Genomic DNA, 17,653 nt, shown 5'->3' on the forward strand with positions numbered 1-17,653 from the left:
TTGCGGGCCGTAGGTTGAAGGACATGACGACGAACACGAACACGATCCACACGACGGACGCGACGGACGCGGCGAGCACGATCCACGCGAAGCGGCTCGACTTCGCCAAGGCGGCCCCGAAGGCATTCCGCGCTCTCATCGGCTTCGACGCGGCGGCTCGCGGGGGCCTCGACCCGGCCCTCGTCGAGCTCATCCAGATCCGCTCCTCGCACCTCAACCACTGCGCGTACTGCCTCCACATGCACACCAACGACGCCCGCAAGGCCGGTGAGAGCGAGGACCGGCTGCACATGGTCGCCGTCTGGCGAGAGGCTCGCCACTTCTTCACGCCGAAGGAGCAGGCCGCCCTGGCGCTCACCGAGGCCCTCACCCTGGTCGCCGGCGCCGGTGTCCCCGACGACGTCTACGCCGAGGCCGCGGCCCGGTTCGAGGACGAGGAGCTGGGTCAGGTCATCGCCCTGATCTGCGCGATCAACACATGGAACCGGGTCGCGTTGTCCACGGCCAAGGTGGCGGGGACGGACGAACGCCGTCGCTGACCGTGCCGACGGCGGGGCCACGGTCCTCGCGGGGCCGCCGAGGCCCCCTCACACCGCCATCGGCCGGTCGTACGGCCCGATGGGGGCGGGCAGTTCCGTACTGCCCGTCAGATGGCGGTCGACCGCAGCCGCGACCGCCCGCCCCTCCGCGATCGCCCACACGATGAGCGACTGACCCCGCGCCGCGTCCCCGGCCGCGAACACACCGGGAACGTTGGTCGCGAACCCGGCGTCCCGCGCGATCGTGCCGCGCGGCTCCAACCGCAGCCCCAGCTGGTCGATGAGCCCGTCCTCCCGGCCGGGCCCGGAGAAGCCGAGCGCGAGCAGCACCATGTCGACGGGCAGCACGCGCTCGGTGCCGGACACCGGCTGCCGCCGGGCATCCACCTCCACGAGGTGCAGGGAGCGTACGTGCCCCCGCGCGTCGCCGAAGAAGCGGAGCGTCGACGCCGCGAACAACCGCGCGTCCGCGTCCGCCGCCGGGGCGGTCCGCAGATCACGCGCCTCCTCGTGCGCCGCCGACAACCGGTAGATCTTGGGGTACGTCGGCCAGGGCTCCGCGTCGTCGTCCCGGTCAGCACCCGGCTGGGCGTAGATGTCCAGCTGGGTCACCGATGCCGCACCCTGCCGGACCGCCGTGCCCAGACAGTCCGCCCCCGTGTCACCGCCTCCGACGATCACCACGTGCTTGCCCGCCGCGGACAGCGGCGAGGTTTCCAGGTCGCCCTCGCACACCCGGTTGGCCAGCGGCAGATACTCCATCGCCTGATGCACTCCGGCCAGCTCCCGTCCCGGCACGGCGAGTTCCCGCCAGGCCGTCGCACCGGTCGCGATCACCATGGCGTCGTACCGCGACCGCAGCTCCGCCGCCCCGATGTCCCGCCCGACCGCCGTCGACGTACGGAACCTGGTCCCCTCGGCCCGCATCTGCTCCAGCCGCCGCTCCAGATGGTGCTTCTCCATCTTGAAAGCGGGGATGCCGTAGCGCATCAGCCCGCCGATCCGGTCGTCCCGCTCGTAGACGGCGACGGTGTGGCCCGCCCGCGTCAGCTGCTGTGCCGCCGCCAGTCCCGTGGGGCCGGAGCCGATCACCGCGACCGTCCGCCCGCTCAGCCGGTCCGGCGGACTCGGCCGCGCGAAGCCCTCCTCCCAGGCCCGGTCGGCGATCGCGCACTCGACGTTCTTGATGGTGACCGCCGGCTGGTTGATGGCGAGCACACACCCCGCCTCGCACGGCGCCGGGCACAACCGTCCCGTGAACTCGGGGAAGTTGTTGGTGGCGTGCAGCCGGTCGCTCGCCGCCCGCCAGTCGTCCCGGGAGACCAGGTCGTTCCACTCCGGGATGAGATTGCCCAGGGGACACGCGTCGTGGCAGAACGGAATGCCGCAGTCCATGCACCGGTCCGCCTGCTGGTTGATGATCGGAAGCAGCGCCCCCGGGACATAGACCTCGTCCCAGTCCCGCGCCCGCTCCTCGACCGGCCGCCGGGGCCATTCCTGGCGGGGAGTGGTCATGAAACCCTTGGGATCGGCCATGGCCGGATGTCCTTGCATCGGGGTACTACGGGCCGTACGTCATCGGCGGCACCCTTTTGGACACGATACGTCCCGTAGGCCGGCTACGCAGAGCCCCCGCCGCAGGCTCATACGAGGGCCAGCACGTACGCGACCACCGCGCCGGTCGCGGCGAGCGTCCGGACGTGGTTCCACGCCGTCCACTCGCGGACGTACGTGGGCCAGTACGCGGCAGCCTCCGCGGTGCCCGCCGCCACCTTCACCAGCGCGTCGTTGCGCGGCACGTTCGCCAGCACGGTCACCCCGAAGCACCCGAACAGGTACAGCGCGCTGCCCACCAGCAGCGCCACCGCCCCCTCGTACGGCCACAGCACGAAGGTCACCACGGCGATCACCGCGCTGACCAGCGTCGACCCCAGGAACACGAACATGAAGGGCGGTCGCAGCGCCGTCACATTGATCGCCTGCATCGCGGCGACGCCCTGCGCGGGCGGCAGGGCGGCGAGCCCCTGCATCACGAACGTCGAGAAGCCGCAGAACACCCCCGCCACGAGCCCGGCCCCGACCAGTCCCACGACCGTCAGCACGAAGTACGGCCCCTCGATCACGTCACCCACTCCTCTGCACGTCCCACCGGGCCCCGGCCGCCGCAGCGGTCGGCCCCGCTCCCCACCAGTGAATCCCGGCAGATAGACCGGGACCATTCCCCATCGCCGCAGGGGCATACGCGAGCGTCCAGCCGGGAGCCCCCGCCCCGGACGCCTCCTCACCGGCTGGTCCGGGAGCCGATTCCCGTCACCTGCGAGGCCGGTCCGTCAGCCGGCGATGCGGAAGCCGAGCACCGCTGTCGGTGATGTGAGGCCGAGCCCCGTCATCCGACCGAGCCGAGCCCCGTGCCCCGCCACTGGCTGAGCACCGTCTCCACGGTCGCCGCGATCCTGCGCCGCGCCTCGTATCTGTGCACTCCGCTCATCAGCAGCTGGTCGTACGGAGTGTCCACATGCCGTACGGCCGCCACCACCGCCGACGTCACGGCCCGGTCCGTCAGCGCCCGCCCGGCCGCCGACCGCCCGACGCGGCCGCTGCCCCGCAGGGACGCGTACGCCGCGATCGCCCGCGCCCGCTCCGGCGGGCACCCCGGAAACAACCGCAGGATCTCCGCCCCGAACGCCTCCGCGAACCGGGCGTCCTCCACCGCCCTGCGCCGCGCGTCCCGCGCCCGGCGTCGACGGCGGGCCTCCGCGTCGGCCAGGCACCGCTCCTCGGCCCGGACGAGCCCCGCTTCCTCGACGAGGACGCCCTGCCGCTCGTAACGGCTTCTGCGCCGGTTGAACCGCACGACCACCACCGACAGCGAACTCTCCTCCCGCGCCCTGCGTGTCAGCGCCGTGTCGCCGCGGGGCAGGAACACCAGATGCCCGAGATCGGCACAGCGCAGGCACCGTGCCACCCCGTCCTCCATGACGAGCAGCGACAGCGGCCCGCGCCGGCACCTGGCGCAGCGCTTCTTCTTCGGCGACTGGATGACAACGGGAGCGGTACCGGAGCCGGTGAGGGGTCTGATCCGGCCTGCGCCGTCGGACGATGAAGTCACACGCACTGCCATGTCCGCTTCATTCCCACGGCGCCCCGGCCTCCACGCCTCGGTCCCCGGCTCCTCACCGCGGCCCCTCCCACCACCACCCCCGCATCCGTAATCATGGACAGGTGCGACTCGAAGCGATCACCTGGGACCGGCTCGTCGACCGCATCGCCGAACGTCTGCTCGACCTGAAGCCGGCCGACGGCAGCCCTTGGCCACGCGTCGCCTTCGACGGCGCACCCGCGGCCGACCCGGGGGAACTCGCCGCGCGCGTCCACGAGGCCCTGCGCACGCGGGGCCGCCCCTCGCTCGCCGTCGGCACGGAGGGCTTCCTGCGCCCGGCCTCGGTCCGCCTGGAGCACGGGCACCAGGATGTGGACGCCTACTACGACGGCTGGTCCGACACCGGCGCCCTGTGGCGTGAGGTGTTCGGTCCTCTCGAAGCGGGCGGCGACGGGCGCGTCCTGCCCGACCTCCTGGACCCGGTGACCGACCGCGCCACCCGCAGCCCCTACGTCCAACTCCCGCCCGGCGGCGTCCTGCTGCTGCACGGCCCGCTCCTGCTGCGGCACTGGTTCCCCTTCGACCTCACCGTTCATCTCCTCCTCTCCCCGGGCGCCCTGCGCCGCCGCACCCCGGAGGCCGACCACTGGATCCTCCCCGCCTTCGAGCGCTACGAGCACGAGACCGACCCCGCAGGCGCCGCCGACATCCTCGTGCGCGCCGACGACCCGCGCCGCCCGGCCTGGAGCGGATGACGGGACTCCCGGCACCGCAGTCCGCGACCGCTCGCGAAGACCGCGCGTTCTCGGCCAGGCCGCCCCGGGTGCGTGCGCCGGGTGGCCCGACGAGAATGAAGGCGCCGGGACTTGCGGTGTGTCCCGCGCCGCGCCGGCCGTCCGGCACCGGGAGGTACTCCATGACCACTGCCGGAGAGATCATGCACCGGGGTGCCCAGTGGATCCCGGCTCACGAGACCCTGGACCGCGCCGCCCAGCTGATGCGTGAGCTCAACGTCGGGGCCCTGCCCATCAGCGACGAGAACGAGCGGCTCTGCGGCATCCTCACCGACCGCGACATCGTCGTCGGCTGTGTCGCCATGGGACACGACCCCTCCAAGACCACCGCGGGCGACCTGGCCCAGGGCACACCACGCTGGATCGACGCGAGCGCCGATGTCGGCGAGGTGCTCCAGGAGATGGAGGACCACCAGATCCGCCGGCTTCCCGTCATCGAGAACAAGCGCCTGGTCGGCATGATCAGCGAGGCCGACCTGGCCCAGCACCTGACGGAGGACCAGATCGCCTACTGGGCCGAACGGGTCTACGCCAGGAGCGCGAGCCGCTGACCGTAGGCCTGTCTCACCCGCATCCCGCGGTCACAGCCAGCCATTGCGCCGGAAGCCGCGGTACAGGGCAAGGCAGGCCACCGATATGACGCCGATGACCATGCCGTAGCCGTACTTCCAGTGCAGCTCCGGCATGTGGTCGAAGTTCATGCCGTACACCCCGCAGACCATCGTGGGTACGGCGACGATCGCGGCCCACGCCGTGATCTTCCGCATGTCCTCGTTCTGCGCGACCGCGACCTGGGCGAGATGGGCCTGCAGGATGGAGTTGAGCAGCTCGTCGAACCCGGCGATCTGTTCCGTCGCGCGTATCAGGTGGTCGGAAACGTCACGGAAGTAGGCCTGTATCTCCGGCTCGACCACCCGCATCGGCCGGCCGGCGAGGTCCAGCAGCGGCCGGCCGAGCGGGACCACTGCCCGCTTCAGCTCCAGCAGTTCGCGCTTGAGCTGGTAGATGCGGCCGGGATCCGCACGTGCGCCGTTCTCCGCGAAGACGTCCGTCTCGACCTGCTCGATGTGCGCCTGGACCGCGTCCATGACGTTCAGATAGTCGTCCACGACGTGGTCCGCGACGGCATGCAGCACCGCGGAGGGGCCCTTGGCGAGCTGATGGGAATCTGCCTCCAGCTCCTCGCGCAGCGGGCCCAGCGAGCCGTGCCGGCCGTGTCGCACGGTGATGACGAAGTCCTGGCCGAGGAACACCATGATCTCGCCGGTGTTCACCACCTCGCTGGTCGCCGTGAGTTCCTCGTGCTCGACGTAGCAGACCGTTCTGAACACCGCGAACAGCGTCTCGTCGTACCGCTCCACCTTCGGGCGCTGGTGTGCCTCGATGGCGTCCTCGACCGCCAGCGGGTGCAGGTCGAAGAGCTCCGCGATGCCCGCGAACTCCCGGCCGGTCGGCTCGTGCAGGCCGAGCCACACGAAACCCGTCCCGCTCTTGCGCACCCGGTCCACCGTGTCGACCACGTCACCGCCGTGGGGAAGCCGGATGCCCTCCTCGTAGGCCACGCAGTTGACCACCGAGGAGCCGAGCGGGGAACGCGCGGGATGGCTCAGGTCGACCTTCCGGCGCCTCCTCGCCAGCCGCGCGACCTTGCGGAGGCCGCCGGCCCTGCCGAGGCCCGTGACCTTCCGCAGATTCCCTGCCATGGACATCTGGATCTCCTTGCGTGGACCCTCTCGCGCCGTATTCCTGCGCCTGTCGCGTCAGTGTGCCAGGACCGCGTGAGCAGCGGCCAAGCCTGGGGAAATCACCGATTCCGGTTGGTTCCCGGCTGTGGATGACGGGAGTTGACCTCCCTGCGGTGCATCTTTGCGCTGGACCCCCGGCGCAGGCCACGCGCTGCTGGTGGTGGGTTCCGGACGGGGGATTCCGGACGGGGATTCCGGACGGGGGATTCCGGACGGGGATTCCGGACGGTGGGCACCAGGCGGTGCGTTCCAGGCAGTGTGTTCCAGGCAGTGTGTTCGATGCGGAGGCTTCCAGGCGGTGCGTTGTAGACCACACGTCGTAGCAACTCGTCGTATCGGAGCGTCACGCACTCCGGACAAGTAGGACAAGTGGGATGATCGGGCTATGACGCTAACCGAGAACAGCTATCGGCCCGACAGCCGTCAGTCCCGGGTGGTCTCGTTCTCCGACGCCCTCGCCACTCTCTTCGACCCCACGACGTTCCGTCACTTCGAGGCGCTCGGCGTCGGGCCCGGCTGGCGCTGCTGGGAGGTCGCGGGCGGCTCCTCCGTGGAGTCCTGGCTGGCCAAGAAGGTCGGCCCGACCGGCAAGGTCGTCGTGACCGACACCGACAGCTCGTGGGCCTCGGGACCGTCGCGCTCACCGGTCGAGCGACGCGTGCACGACGTGGGCGCGCAGGATCCGCCGGGCGAGGGGTTCGACCTGGTGCACGCCCGGCTCGCCCTCGTCCATGTGCCGGACCGTGAGCGGGCGTTGAGGTCGATGGTGAAGGCGCTGCGACCCGGTGGCCGGCTCCTGGTCGAGGACACCGACCTCACCTTGCAGCCTCTGACCTGCCCCGACGAGTTCGGTCCCGAGGAGCAGCTGGCGAACCGGATGCGGCACGGCCTGCGCCGGCTCCTCGCCGGGCAGGGCGCCGACCTCGCCCACGGGCGCAGGCTGCCGCGTCTGCTCCGCGAGTCCGGCCTGGTCCGCGTCGAGGCCGACGCCTACTTCCCGGTCTCGTCGCCGGCCTCCACCGCGCTGGAGGCCGCGACGATCCGTCAGGTACGCGGCGACCTCGTCGCCGGCAGCTTCGCCACCGACCAGGACGTCGAGCAGCATCTGACGAACATCGCGTCCGGGACGATGGATCTGGCGGCCGCTCCGATGATTTCGGCTTGGGGCCGTAAGCCGTAAGCCGTTGCAGGCCGATCTTCGTGCCCGGCACGTCGTTCCCGGCTGATGGTCAGGCAGGTCCCAGCTCAGCTGCCGCCGGCGCCGGCGCGTGCAGCGCTCGCTCACCGGGCAGCCCGGCCCGCGGGAGGCCTCCCGCCCACCCGTTCCACCGCTCGCGCTCCCGCCGCGCACCCCTCGGCCGCCGCGGCCTCCGGCCCGGCGCCCGCCACCAGGGCGGCCAGGAACGCCCCGGTGAAGGCGTCACCGGCGCCCGTGGTGTCCCGGGGCGTGGCCGGTACGGCGGGAACCTGTGCGACCACGGTGCCCGACCGGGCCACCAGCGCACCGTCCGCGCCCTGTTTGGCCACCACCAGCGGGATGTGGCGGCTCAGCTTCGCCGCCGCGTCGGCCGGGTCCGGCAGCCCGGTGAGCAGGCAGGCCTCGTCCCTGCTGGGCAGCAGCACCTCCACGCCGTCTGCGAGCGTGAGGAAACGGTCCACCCCGAGCTCCGCGAGGAACCCGGCCGAGGCCGGATCCATGCTCACCGGTACCCCACGCGCGCGTGCGGCCGCCTGGGCCACCGCCACCAGCGCGCGGCCCGATGCGGAGAAGAGCAGGTAGCCGGACAGGTGCAGCCACGCCACGCCGTCCAGCAGGGCGTCCGACCAGTCCCCGGTATCGAGCCTCAACGAGGCTCCGCTGTCGGTGAGGAACGTCCGCTCGGCCGCGTCGCCCGTGTCCACCAGGCAGATCACCGTCCCGGTCCGCGCCTGCTGGTCGACGACCAGCTGGGCACGGACGCCCGCCGCGGTCAGCGCCCGCTCGTGCCACGCCGCGGAGTCCGCGCCGACCCGGCCCAGCAGCCGTACGTCCGCGCACCCACGATGGGCCGCCCAGCATGCCACGTTGGCGCCCGCACCACCGGGCAGGGTCCGGATCACGGCGGCTGTGTCCGTGCCGCCGGCCAGCGGTCCCCGGTGCCGGGCGACGACGTCCGTCACCACGTCTCCGGCGACCAGCAGAGCGCCCCTGCGCGAGCCGGGCCCGGGCCCGCTCACGCCCCGGCCCAGGCCGCCGCGATCCGTGCCGCCAGCCGCACGTTGCCGCGCACCGCTGCCAGGTTGGCGCTCAGCGAGGCGCCGTCGGTGTGCCGCACCAGATGGTCGAGCAGGAACGGAGTGACGGCCTGCCCGGTGATGCCCTCCGCCTCGCACGTCTGCAGCGCGTCGGCCAGCACGCGCGCATGCAGGCCGGGATCCAGCTGCTCCGCCTCCGGCACCGGGTTGGCCACGATCAGCGCCGACTCCGGCCCGCCGAGCGCGTCCTGCGCCCGCATCACGTCGGCCACCTGCTGCGGGCTGTCCAGCGTCCAGTCCACGGGGTGCCCGGAGTCCGAAAGATAGAAGCCCGGGAAGCGTCCCGTGCCGTACCCGGCCACCGTCACACCCAGCGTCTCCAGCCGTTGCAGCGTCGCTGGGACGTCCAGGATCGACTTCACGCCCGCGCACACCACGGTGATCCGCGTACGCGCCAGCAGGCCCAGGTCGGCGGACTCGTCCTGCGTCACCGTCCACTGCCGGTGCACCCCGCCGAGCCCGCCTGTCGCGAACACCCGCACGCCCGCCAGCGCCGCAAGCAGCGCGGTCGCGGACACCGTGGTCGCTCCGCTCGTCCGGGCGGCCACTGCCGGCGGCAGATCCCGGTGGCCCAGCTTGCGGATGCCGTCCTCGTTCGCGATCCGCTCCAGCTGCTCCTTGTCCAGGCCGACCCGGGGCCGTCCGTCCAGCACGGCGATCGTGGCCGGTACGGCGCCCTCCTGCCGTACCGCCTCCTCCAGCTCCAGCGCCACCTGCAGGTTGCGGGGCCGCGGCAGCCCGTGAGCGATGATCGTGGACTCCAGCGCCACCACGGGCCGACCCGCGTGGACCGCCTCCCGTACCTCCTCGGACACCACCAGCGTCACGCGACTGCCTCCTGTCTGCCGGTCTTCCCTCCATCCCTGGCGGGCGGCGCGTCCCGTCAAACCCTTGCGGCCGGGGCGGGACGACACCAGTCTGGGGGCATGACGGACAACACGGCACGTCTCGACCACGTCGTCCTGTGGGTACGCGATCCGGTCGCCGCCGCCGACTTCTACGAGAAGGCGGTCGGCCTGGAGCCGGTCAGGCTCACCGAGTTCGCCGCGGGACAGGTGCCCTTCCCCTCGGTCCGGGTCAACGAGGAGACGATCATCGACCTGATGCCCGTGTCCTCGGCGGAGCGCATGACGATGCTCCCCGGCGCGCCGGAAAGCTCCGGGCATCCCGTCAACCACGTCTGTCTCGCTCTGCCCGAGGGCGACTTCGACGATCTGCGCGACCGCCTACAGGAACGCTCGGTCCCCATGACGGACATCGGGCACGACTCCTTCGGCGCCCGGGGCAACGCCCGGCGCAACTTCTACTTCCGTGACCCGGACGGCAACCTCTTCGAGGCGCGTCACTACGCCTGAGAGGCGCGTCACTACGCCTGAGAGGCGCGTCACTACGCCTGAGAGGCGCGCCTCCAGGCCCGGCATGTACGCCTCCAGGTCTGGTCTGCACGCGCGAGGGTCCCGGGCGCACGCGCGAAGCCCGGGCGTGGGCCCTCGCCGTCTCAGAACAAGGGCTCGGGCAGCACGCCTTCCAGCGCCAGCAGCTTCCGCTTGGTCTCCAGGCCACCGCCGAACCCGCCGATGCCGCCGTCGCTCTCCACGACGCGGTGGCACGGCACCACAAGGGGCAGCGGATTGGCACCCATCGCCGTCCCCACCGCCTGGGCCGCGCCCGGCTGACCGACCCGGTCGGCCAGATCGCCGTACCCGACCACGGTGCCGAACGGCACGCCCGACGCCAGCTCGCGCAGCACCTGTCTGCTGAAGCCCGAGATCAGCGACCAGTCCAGCGGCAGCTCGAAGGCCTGACGCCCGCCCGCGAAGTAGTCCCGCAGCTGCCCCGTCGCCTCGGTCAGCAGGGGGGAGCCGGGTGCCTCGACCGGCTCGGCGCCCAGCCGGGACGCCAGGCGGGCGAGTGCCTTGTCGCGCACCGGTCCGGTGGCGTGGAACACGACGTTGACCAGGCCCTCGCCGGTGGCGGCCAGCAGCAGCGGACCGAGGTCACTGGCGACGACCGTCCACACGACCTGCTGCTCGTACTGCCCATGGCTGTCCATGCGCCCACGGTACGGCCCGCCACTGACAACGCCCGCCCCCTCCGGTGCCGGAACGTCACCGCCCACCGAGCGCGTCCCGGACCACGTCGGGCTTGTTGGTGATGACGCCGTCGACGCCGTACGCGGCGACCTTGCGGGCGGTGACCGCGTCGTCGACGGTCCAGGTGAAGACCTCCAGCGGCCTGCCGTGCGCACCGGTGATCCGCTGGACGGCGGAGACGTAGGAGGCCGTCAGGGAGGCGTGGGAGGGGTTGATCTGGTCGACGAAGCCCGCGTAGTCGGCCACCTGGGCCGGCGACGGCGTACCGAGGAGGCCCGTCTTCACCGCGGGCTTCAGCTCGTGCACGGTGCGCAGGCTGTCCGCGCCGAAGCTCTGCACGATCAGCCGGTCCGCCAGGTGCCGCTCGTCGAGCCACCCCTCGTTGCCGAGCACCTTCAGTGTCTGCCCCTCGATGCCGGGGTACAGCTCCGGCTTCTTGATCTCCAGGAGGAGTTTCTGGTGATGGTGCTCGATCCGGCGCAGATACTCGGCGAGCGTCGGCACGCGCGCGCCCGCGTAGGCGGGCCCGAACCAGCCCCCCGCGTCCAGGCGCGCGATCTCGGCGGCGGTGAAGTCCGCGACCCTCCAGGGCGCCCGGCCGGGGAACACCTGCTTCACGTCGGTGGTGCGCCGCAGGGTGTCGTCGTGGATGACCACGAGCTCGCCGTCCCGGGTGCGCTGCACGTCGTTCTCGACCCACTCGATGCCCAGCTCGGCCGCCTTGTCGACGGCGGCGAGGGTGTTCTCCGGCGCGTAGGCGCAGGCGCCCCGGTGGGCCAGCACCACGGGGGTCCCTTCGTCCCCGCTGCCGGGCCCGGCGCCGTAGGCGGGGAACAGCACGGCGATGCTTCCCAGGAGCGCGGTGGTCGTGACGGCAACTGCGCGCGCGTGCATGCGTACTCCTCGCGTCGAACCGGTCACGGGCAGGTCTCACCGTGACACCGAATTGTCAACGGCAGAGGGGTACAGGATGGACACAGATTGAATGGAGTTGCCCGGCACCACACACCGGTGCGGCACAACTGGGGCAGAGCCGTGTTTCTTTGCCGGAAAGTCGTTCGACCATTCCGGTGCGAGTCATACTCTCTGCCTCAACCCTGACCGCTCGGGCGGTCCTGGGAGGGGGAGCATTTCACTGTATTCCGGGTCGGAACGGGGCGGAAGGGCAGCCGCGCATGCAGGGGACGGTCGACGGATTCAGCTACGGCCTCGTCACACCGCTGGTGGCCTACGTCATGGCCTGCCTCGGCGGTGCCCTCGGCCTGCGCTGCACCGCCAGGGCCCAGCTCGTGGCAGGCTCCTGGCGCCCCGGGTGGCTCGCCCTCGGCTCCCTGGCGATCGGCTCCGGCGTATGGACCATGCACTTCATCGGGATGATGGGGTTCACGGTCCAGGAGGCCCCGCTCCACTACGACAAGCCGCTCACGTACGCCAGCCTGGGCGTCGCCATCCTGATGGTCGGCGTCGGGATCTTCATCGTCGGCTATCGCGGCGCGTCCGGCACGGCCCTGTTCACCGGCGGCACCGTGACCGGCCTCGGTATCGCGTCCATGCACTACCTGGGCATGGCGGGCCTGGAGCTGAACGGGAAGCTGGAGTACAACACGCTCACCGTCGCCGCGTCCGTCCTCATCGCCATGGTCGCGGCCACCGCCGCGCTCTGGGCGGCAGGGCAGGTCAGAGGGCTGCTCTGGAGCGTGGGCGCCAGCCTCGTGATGGGACTCGCGGTCAGCGGCATGCACTACACGGGCATGGCGGCCCTCAAGGTCCATGTGCACGGCTCCGCAGCTCCCGTCACGGGCGACTCGCCCGCCGCGCTGCTCGCCCCCATGCTGATCGGCCCCCTGGTCCTGCTGTGCCTGGCGGGTGTGGTCGTCCTGTTCGACCCGCTGATGATCATGGGCAGGCCCGCCCAGCCTCGCCCCGAGCACAAGCCCGGCGTCCCGGCCCACGTGCCGCACCAGACCCGCCGGCTCGCACTGCGCACCCGCAGGCAGCCGGCTCGCAGCGGCTCCCGCACCCCGCAGAACCGCTGATCGGAGCCCGTTGTCGGTGCGGGGTCGTACGGTTGATGACATGCGGCCCGTTTCCAGCATCGAACGCACGGTGGCGCCCTTCGAGGTCGTCAGCCCCTACCAGCCGAACGGCGACCAGCCGACGGCCATCGCCGACCTCGCCCGGCGCATCGAAGCCGGCGAGAAGGACGTCGTGCTGCTCGGCGCGACCGGTACCGGCAAGTCCGCCACCACCGCGTGGATGATCGAGAAGCTCCAGCGCCCCACCCTGGTGATGGCCCCGAACAAGACGCTGGCCGCGCAGCTGGCGAACGAGTTCCGCGAGCTCCTGCCGAACAACGCCGTCGAGTACTTCGTCTCGTACTACGACTACTACCAGCCCGAGGCGTACGTCCCGCAGTCGGACACCTACATCGAGAAGGACTCCTCGATCAACGAGGAGGTGGAGCGCCTGCGCCACTCGGCGACCAACTCGCTGCTCACCCGCCGCGACGTCGTCGTGGTCGCCTCCGTGTCCTGCATCTACGGCCTCGGTACGCCGCAGGAGTACGTGGACCGCATGGTGCCGCTGCGCGTCGGCGACGAGATCGACCGCGACCAGCTGCTGCGCCGGTTCGTCGACATCCAGTACACGCGCAACGACATGGCCTTCGCCCGGGGCACCTTCCGGGTCCGCGGCGACACCATCGAGATCTTCCCGGTCTACGAGGAGCTCGCCGTCCGTATCGAGATGTTCGGCGACGAGATCGAGGCGCTGTCCACCCTGCACCCGCTCACGGGCGAGATCATCAGCGACGACCAGCAGCTGTACGTCTTCCCCGCCTCCCACTACATCGCCGGCCCCGAGCGCATGGAGCGGGCCGTCAACGACATCGAGAAGGAGCTGGGGGAGCGGCTGGGCGAGCTGGAGAAGCAGGGCAAGCTCCTGGAGGCCCAGCGGCTGCGGATGCGCACGACGTACGACATCGAGATGCTCCGCCAGATCGGCACGTGCTCGGGCGTGGAGAACTACTCGATGCACTTCGACGGCCGCCTGCCCGGCTCCGCGCCCAACACGCTGCTGGACTACTTCCCCGAGGACTTCCTGCTCGTCATCGACGAGTCGCACGTCACGGTGCCGCAGATCGGCGCCATGTACGAGGGCGACGCCTCCCGCAAGCGCACCCTCGTCGACCACGGGTTCCGGCTGCCCTCCGCCCTCGACAACCGTCCGCTGAAGTGGGAGGAGTTCCAGCAGCGCATCGGCCAGGCCGTCTACCTCTCGGCCACCCCGGGACAGTACGAGCTGTCCCGCTCCGACGGCGTCGTCGAGCAGATCATCCGGCCCACCGGCCTGGTCGACCCGGAAGTCGTGATCAAGCCCACCGAGGGCCAGATCGACGATCTGGTGCACGAGATCCGCACGCGCGTGGAGAAGGACGAGCGCGTCCTGGTCACCACGCTGACCAAGAAGATGGCCGAGGACCTCACGGACTACTTCCTGGAACTCGGCATCCATGTCCGGTACCTGCACAGCGACGTCGACACGCTGCGCCGCGTCGAGCTGCTGCGCGAACTGCGCTCCGGCGAGTTCGACGTCCTGATCGGTATCAACCTCCTCAGGGAGGGTCTCGACCTCCCCGAGGTCTCCCTGGTGGCGATCCTCGACGCCGACAAGGAGGGCTTCCTGCGCTCCGGCACCTCGCTGATCCAGACGATCGGCCGCGCGGCGCGCAACGTCTCCGGTCAGGTCCACATGTACGCCGACAAGATCACCCCGGCGATGGCGAAGGCCATCGACGAGACCAACCGCCGCCGGGAGAAGCAGATCGCGTACAACACGGCGAACGGCATCGACCCGCAGCCGCTGCGCAAGAAGATCAATGACATCGTCGCGCAGATCGCGCGCGAGGACGTTGACACCGAGCAGCTGCTCGGCACGGGCTACCGGCAGTCCCGCAAGGACGGCCGCGGCACCAGGGCCCCCGTGCCCTCCCTCAAGGAACACGCGGTCAAGGACACCAAGACGGCCAAGCGCGCCAAGGGCAAGGCCAAGGAGACCGTCCCGACCGACCGCCCGGCCGCGGAACTCTCCGGGCAGATCGAGGAACTGACGGAGCGCATGCGCGCCGCCGCCGCCGACCTGCAGTTCGAGATCGCGGCGCGGCTGCGCGACGAGGTGTCCGAGATGAAGAAGGAACTGCGTCAGATGAAGGAGGCCGGCCTGGCCTGACGGGCCGACGGGAGCGCTGTGACCTCCCCGGGACTGCGCTGTGTTGCAAGACCGACACAAAGTGCGGACCGGAGTACGTCGCTGTCAGTGCCCCTGCGTAAGGTGCTCGTCATCCGCGGCTTCGCGGCAACAGGGGAATGCTCGAGAGGGGAATCAGCGCGTGACCGTCAACATGACCAAGGGTCAGGCCATCAGTCTGCAGAAGAACGACGGCGGCAGCCTGACGGCGGTGCGCATGGGTCTCGGCTGGCAGGCGGCCCCGCGGCGTGGCCTGTTCGGCTCGCGCACGCGGGAGATCGACCTTGACGCCTCCGCCGTCCTGTTCGCGGACAAGCAGCCGGTCGACGTCGTCTTCTTCCGCCACCTGGTGAGCGACGACGGCTCGGTGCGCCACACCGGCGACAACCTCGTCGGCGGCGTCGGCCAGGGCGGCGACGACGAGGCGATCCTCGTCGACCTGCAGCGTCTCCCGGTCCACATCGACCAGCTCGTCTTCACTGTGAACTCCTTCACGGGCCAGAGCTTCCAGGAGGTGCAGAACGCCTTCTGCCGCCTCGTGGACGAGACCAACGGCCAGGAACTCGCCCGCTACACGCTCGCCGGGGGCGGCGCCTACACGGCACAGATCATGGCGAAGGTGCACCGCGCGGGCACGGGCTGGTCCATGACGGCCCTCGGCACCCCGGCCAACGGCCGCACGTTCCAGGACCTGATGCCCTCCATCCTGCCGCTCCTCTGAGACGGCGGGCCCGGGCGAGCGGCACACGACGCATAAGAGGCACACAGGGGGATTGAGGCGATGACGGCCGAGCTGGTGCGGGGGCAGAACCATCCGCTCTCCCAGGCCCGCCTGGAGATCAGGGTCTCGGCCGGCAAGCCGATCGTGGCCGTGGCCACGATCGGCGACGAGCAGGGCAAGGTCCGGGACACGGAGCGGGTCGCCCACCCGGGCGCACCCACCTTGTCCGGCCTGGAGGTCCCCCGCCAGGCCGCCGCGGCCCATCGTCTCGCGGTGGACCTGGACGCCATGCCGGACACGGCGCATCGCGTCCATGTGCTGCTCGCGCTGCCCACCGGCGCCGGGGGACCGTCCCGCTTCGGCGCCGTGGCCGCTCCCTTCGTCGCGGTCACCGGGCTGGACGGCACCGAGCTCGCCAGCTTCACCCTCACCGGTCTGGAAGCGGAGACGGCCGTCGTCGCCCTGGAGCTCTACCGTCGCCAGGGCGCCTGGAAGGTGCGCGCCGTCGGCCAGGGCTACGCCGGAGGGCTCGCCGAACTCTTCGCCGACCAGGGCCTGCCCCAGGCCCAGCAGCTCGCCGGCGCCATCGACGACGCGGTCGCCCAGGGCCTTGCCCGCTCGGTGGCGCCGCCGCCCCGTACGGCCGGCGGCGAACGCGCCCGCCAGGCCGCCGCGCCCACGCCTGGCCCGGACCACGCCGGGACGCCCTACGGCGCGCAGGCGCCCCAGGGCACCACGGCGGCACACCCCGGCTACCCCGCAGGCACCGGGCCCACCGACCCGTCCACCCCGACCGATCCGACCGACCCGGCCGGCCCCTCCGCCCTCATCCAGCCGTCCGTGCCCGCGGGCGGCCCGATCGACTACAACCACCCACGCCGCCGGAACTCGGCGCCCCCGCCGCCCCCGCCGGCCGCTCCTGTGGCGACGCCCGGCGGGCCCGCCCGGCCCGTCGCGGGCGACGCGACCGGCTGGTCCATGGACGAGCGGCTCTACAACCAGGTGTGGGGCATGTTCGAGGACCTGGCCCGCACCGCCGCCGCGTACCGCAGCGCCGTCGACTTCGCCGAGTCGCGGATGGACAAGGAGCTGGAAGCGGTCCTGTCCGACCCGCGCAGCCGCATCGGCGGGCAGGCCGACGCCGCGCGCGAGGCGGCCCGCGCCCGGCACGACCGGCTGGTCGACGAGGCCAGGCAGGCCTTCGACCGGGACGTCGCCCAGCTCGCCGCCGAGACCGACGTGGTCGAACCGGCACTGCCACCGGCATACGCCCGCTGGGACAACCCCGTCTGGCACGGCTACCGCGTACCGATGGAGATGCCCATGGCGCTGCGCCTGGGCGAGCTGCATCTGCCGGAGTCCGCCGAGCTGCGGATCCCGATGCTGGTCCGGCTTCCGCTGGAACGAGGCCTGTGGATAGACAGCGGACGTGCCGGTTCCTCCGACGGCGTGCTCCGCGACGCGCACGACCTGCGGCGCCTGGCGATGGAGGCGGCGGTGGCGCATGTGGCGCGGCTGCTCGCGGTGCACCCGGCTGGCGAGTTCACCGTGTACGTCATCGACCCGGCCGGCTCGGGCGCGCAGACGCTGGTCCCGCTGGTGCAGAGCGGGGTGCTCGCGGCCCCGCCCGCGATCGGTGCGGCAGGGGTGACGGACGTCCTGGGCACGCTCACCCGGCGGGTCGACCTGGTGCAGATGGCGGTCCGCGGCGGTGCGGCCGACGCCCTCCCACCGGGCTTCGACACCTCCCAGAACCTGGTGGTGGTCAACGACTTCCCGCACGGTTTCGACGACCGGGCCGTCACCCAGCTGCGCTACCTCGCCGACGAGGGCCCGGACGTCGGCGTCCATCTCATGATGGTCGCGGACCGGGAGGACGCCGCGGCCTACGGGCCGTTGCTCGACCCCCTGTGGCGCTCGCTGCTGCGCCTGACGCCGGGGCCCGACGACCACCTCGCCGACCCGTGGGTGGGGCACGCCTGGACCTACGAGCCGTCGCTGGTCCCGCCGGGGAGCCAAGTCCTCCAGCAGGTGCTCGACCAGGTCGCCGCCGCCCGCACGAAGCATCGGTAAAGCCCATCCGACCAGGGGATTTGGCCTCTACTTTGCCAAGTGCTTTAC

At 71.6% G+C, this 17,653-nt stretch carries 17 protein-coding genes; 9 read left to right on the forward strand and 8 right to left on the reverse strand.

Translation table 11 applies throughout. The features are described 5' to 3' along the window. Nucleotides 1-23: 23 nt before the first annotated feature. Complete coding sequence (locus tag ACGF8A_RS30895) at nt 24-539, forward strand: carboxymuconolactone decarboxylase family protein (protein WP_393113544.1); 516 nt, start codon at nt 24-26, stop codon at nt 537-539. Nucleotides 540-587: 48 nt separating this feature from the next. On the opposite strand, the gene ACGF8A_RS30900 is transcribed toward ACGF8A_RS30895, so the two are convergent. The 3 genes from ACGF8A_RS30900 to ACGF8A_RS30910 all read right to left on the reverse strand — a co-directional run bounded on the left by ACGF8A_RS30900 (nt 588) and on the right by ACGF8A_RS30910 (nt 3,660). Beyond that, a complete protein-coding gene (locus tag ACGF8A_RS30900) occupies nt 588-2,075 on the reverse strand; it encodes a glutamate synthase subunit beta (protein ID WP_393113545.1) in 1,488 nt (495 codons plus the stop codon). A gap of 107 nt (nt 2,076-2,182) precedes the next feature. Then, a complete protein-coding gene (locus ACGF8A_RS30905; RefSeq protein WP_393113546.1) occupies nt 2,183-2,662 on the reverse strand; it encodes a DUF1772 domain-containing protein in 480 nt (159 codons plus the stop codon). Between the two features lie 263 nt (nt 2,663-2,925). Continuing rightward, nucleotides 2,926-3,660 (reverse strand): DUF2293 domain-containing protein, encoded by a 735-nt coding sequence (locus tag ACGF8A_RS30910; RefSeq protein WP_393113547.1) that lies wholly within the window; start codon nt 3,658-3,660, stop codon nt 2,926-2,928. 101 nt (nt 3,661-3,761) lie between these two features. Here ACGF8A_RS30910 and ACGF8A_RS30915 point away from each other — a divergent pair, with 101 nt between their 5' ends. Together ACGF8A_RS30915 and ACGF8A_RS30920 are read left to right on the forward strand one after the other, a co-directional pair. Beyond that, nucleotides 3,762-4,394, forward strand: coding sequence for a uridine kinase (locus ACGF8A_RS30915; protein WP_393113548.1), 633 nt, complete (start codon nt 3,762-3,764; stop codon nt 4,392-4,394). A gap of 161 nt (nt 4,395-4,555) precedes the next feature. Continuing rightward, nucleotides 4,556-4,984 (forward strand): CBS domain-containing protein, encoded by a 429-nt coding sequence (locus tag ACGF8A_RS30920; protein ID WP_393113550.1) that lies wholly within the window; start codon nt 4,556-4,558, stop codon nt 4,982-4,984. 30 nt (nt 4,985-5,014) lie between these two features. On the opposite strand, the gene ACGF8A_RS30925 is transcribed toward ACGF8A_RS30920, so the two are convergent. Continuing rightward, a complete protein-coding gene (locus ACGF8A_RS30925; protein WP_393113551.1) occupies nt 5,015-6,142 on the reverse strand; it encodes a magnesium and cobalt transport protein CorA in 1,128 nt (375 codons plus the stop codon). A 421-nt stretch (nt 6,143-6,563) separates the two neighbouring features. On the opposite strand from ACGF8A_RS30925, the gene ACGF8A_RS30930 reads away from it, so the two are divergent. After that, nucleotides 6,564-7,358, forward strand: coding sequence for a methyltransferase domain-containing protein (locus ACGF8A_RS30930; protein ID WP_393113552.1), 795 nt, complete (start codon nt 6,564-6,566; stop codon nt 7,356-7,358). A gap of 101 nt (nt 7,359-7,459) precedes the next feature. Here the strand turns inward: ACGF8A_RS30930 and ACGF8A_RS30935 are convergent, their stop codons facing one another. After that, entirely contained in the window at nt 7,460-8,395 is a 936-nt protein-coding gene (locus tag ACGF8A_RS30935) for a carbohydrate kinase family protein (protein WP_393113553.1), read from the reverse strand. Continuing rightward, the gene (locus ACGF8A_RS30940; RefSeq protein ID WP_393113555.1) at nt 8,392-9,300 is read right to left on the reverse strand and encodes a pseudouridine-5'-phosphate glycosidase; all 909 of its coding nucleotides are present in this window, start codon (nt 9,298-9,300) and stop codon (nt 8,392-8,394) included. Before ACGF8A_RS30940 ends, ACGF8A_RS30935 begins: the two co-directional genes overlap by 4 nt. Nucleotides 9,301-9,399: 99 nt before the next feature. Between ACGF8A_RS30940 and ACGF8A_RS30945 the strand changes: the two genes are divergently transcribed. Continuing rightward, nucleotides 9,400-9,828, forward strand: coding sequence for a VOC family protein (locus ACGF8A_RS30945; protein ID WP_393113556.1), 429 nt, complete (start codon nt 9,400-9,402; stop codon nt 9,826-9,828). 143 nt (nt 9,829-9,971) lie between these two features. Here the strand turns inward: ACGF8A_RS30945 and ACGF8A_RS30950 are convergent, their stop codons facing one another. Both ACGF8A_RS30950 and ACGF8A_RS30955 read right to left on the reverse strand, forming a co-directional pair. Next, nucleotides 9,972-10,526, reverse strand: a complete 555-nt coding sequence (locus tag ACGF8A_RS30950; RefSeq protein ID WP_393113558.1) for a methylated-DNA--[protein]-cysteine S-methyltransferase — start codon at nt 10,524-10,526, stop codon at nt 9,972-9,974. Nucleotides 10,527-10,581: 55 nt separating this feature from the next. Further along, nucleotides 10,582-11,460 carry a glycerophosphodiester phosphodiesterase gene (locus ACGF8A_RS30955; protein WP_393113560.1) on the reverse strand — a complete coding sequence of 293 codons (879 nt, stop codon included), beginning with the start codon at nt 11,458-11,460 and terminating at the stop codon, nt 10,582-10,584. A 281-nt stretch (nt 11,461-11,741) separates the two neighbouring features. Between ACGF8A_RS30955 and ACGF8A_RS30960 the strand changes: the two genes are divergently transcribed. The 4 genes from ACGF8A_RS30960 to ACGF8A_RS30975 all read left to right on the forward strand — a co-directional run bounded on the left by ACGF8A_RS30960 (nt 11,742) and on the right by ACGF8A_RS30975 (nt 17,605). Next, complete coding sequence (locus tag ACGF8A_RS30960; RefSeq protein ID WP_393113561.1) at nt 11,742-12,602, forward strand: MHYT domain-containing protein; 861 nt, start codon at nt 11,742-11,744, stop codon at nt 12,600-12,602. Between the two features lie 40 nt (nt 12,603-12,642). Further along, nucleotides 12,643-14,793 (forward strand): excinuclease ABC subunit UvrB, encoded by a 2,151-nt coding sequence (gene uvrB / locus ACGF8A_RS30965; RefSeq protein WP_393113562.1) that lies wholly within the window; start codon nt 12,643-12,645, stop codon nt 14,791-14,793. Nucleotides 14,794-14,953: 160 nt separating this feature from the next. After that, nucleotides 14,954-15,532: a TerD family protein gene (locus ACGF8A_RS30970; protein ID WP_393113563.1), complete on the forward strand. Its 579-nt coding sequence runs from the start codon at nt 14,954-14,956 to the stop codon at nt 15,530-15,532. Nucleotides 15,533-15,592: 60 nt separating this feature from the next. Continuing rightward, nucleotides 15,593-17,605 (forward strand): TerD family protein, encoded by a 2,013-nt coding sequence (locus tag ACGF8A_RS30975; RefSeq protein ID WP_393113564.1) that lies wholly within the window; start codon nt 15,593-15,595, stop codon nt 17,603-17,605. Nucleotides 17,606-17,653: the final 48 nt, after the last annotated feature.

This window comes from Streptomyces sp. NPDC047706 (assembly GCF_043204795.1).
Lineage (GTDB): Bacteria > Actinomycetota > Actinomycetes > Streptomycetales > Streptomycetaceae > Streptomyces.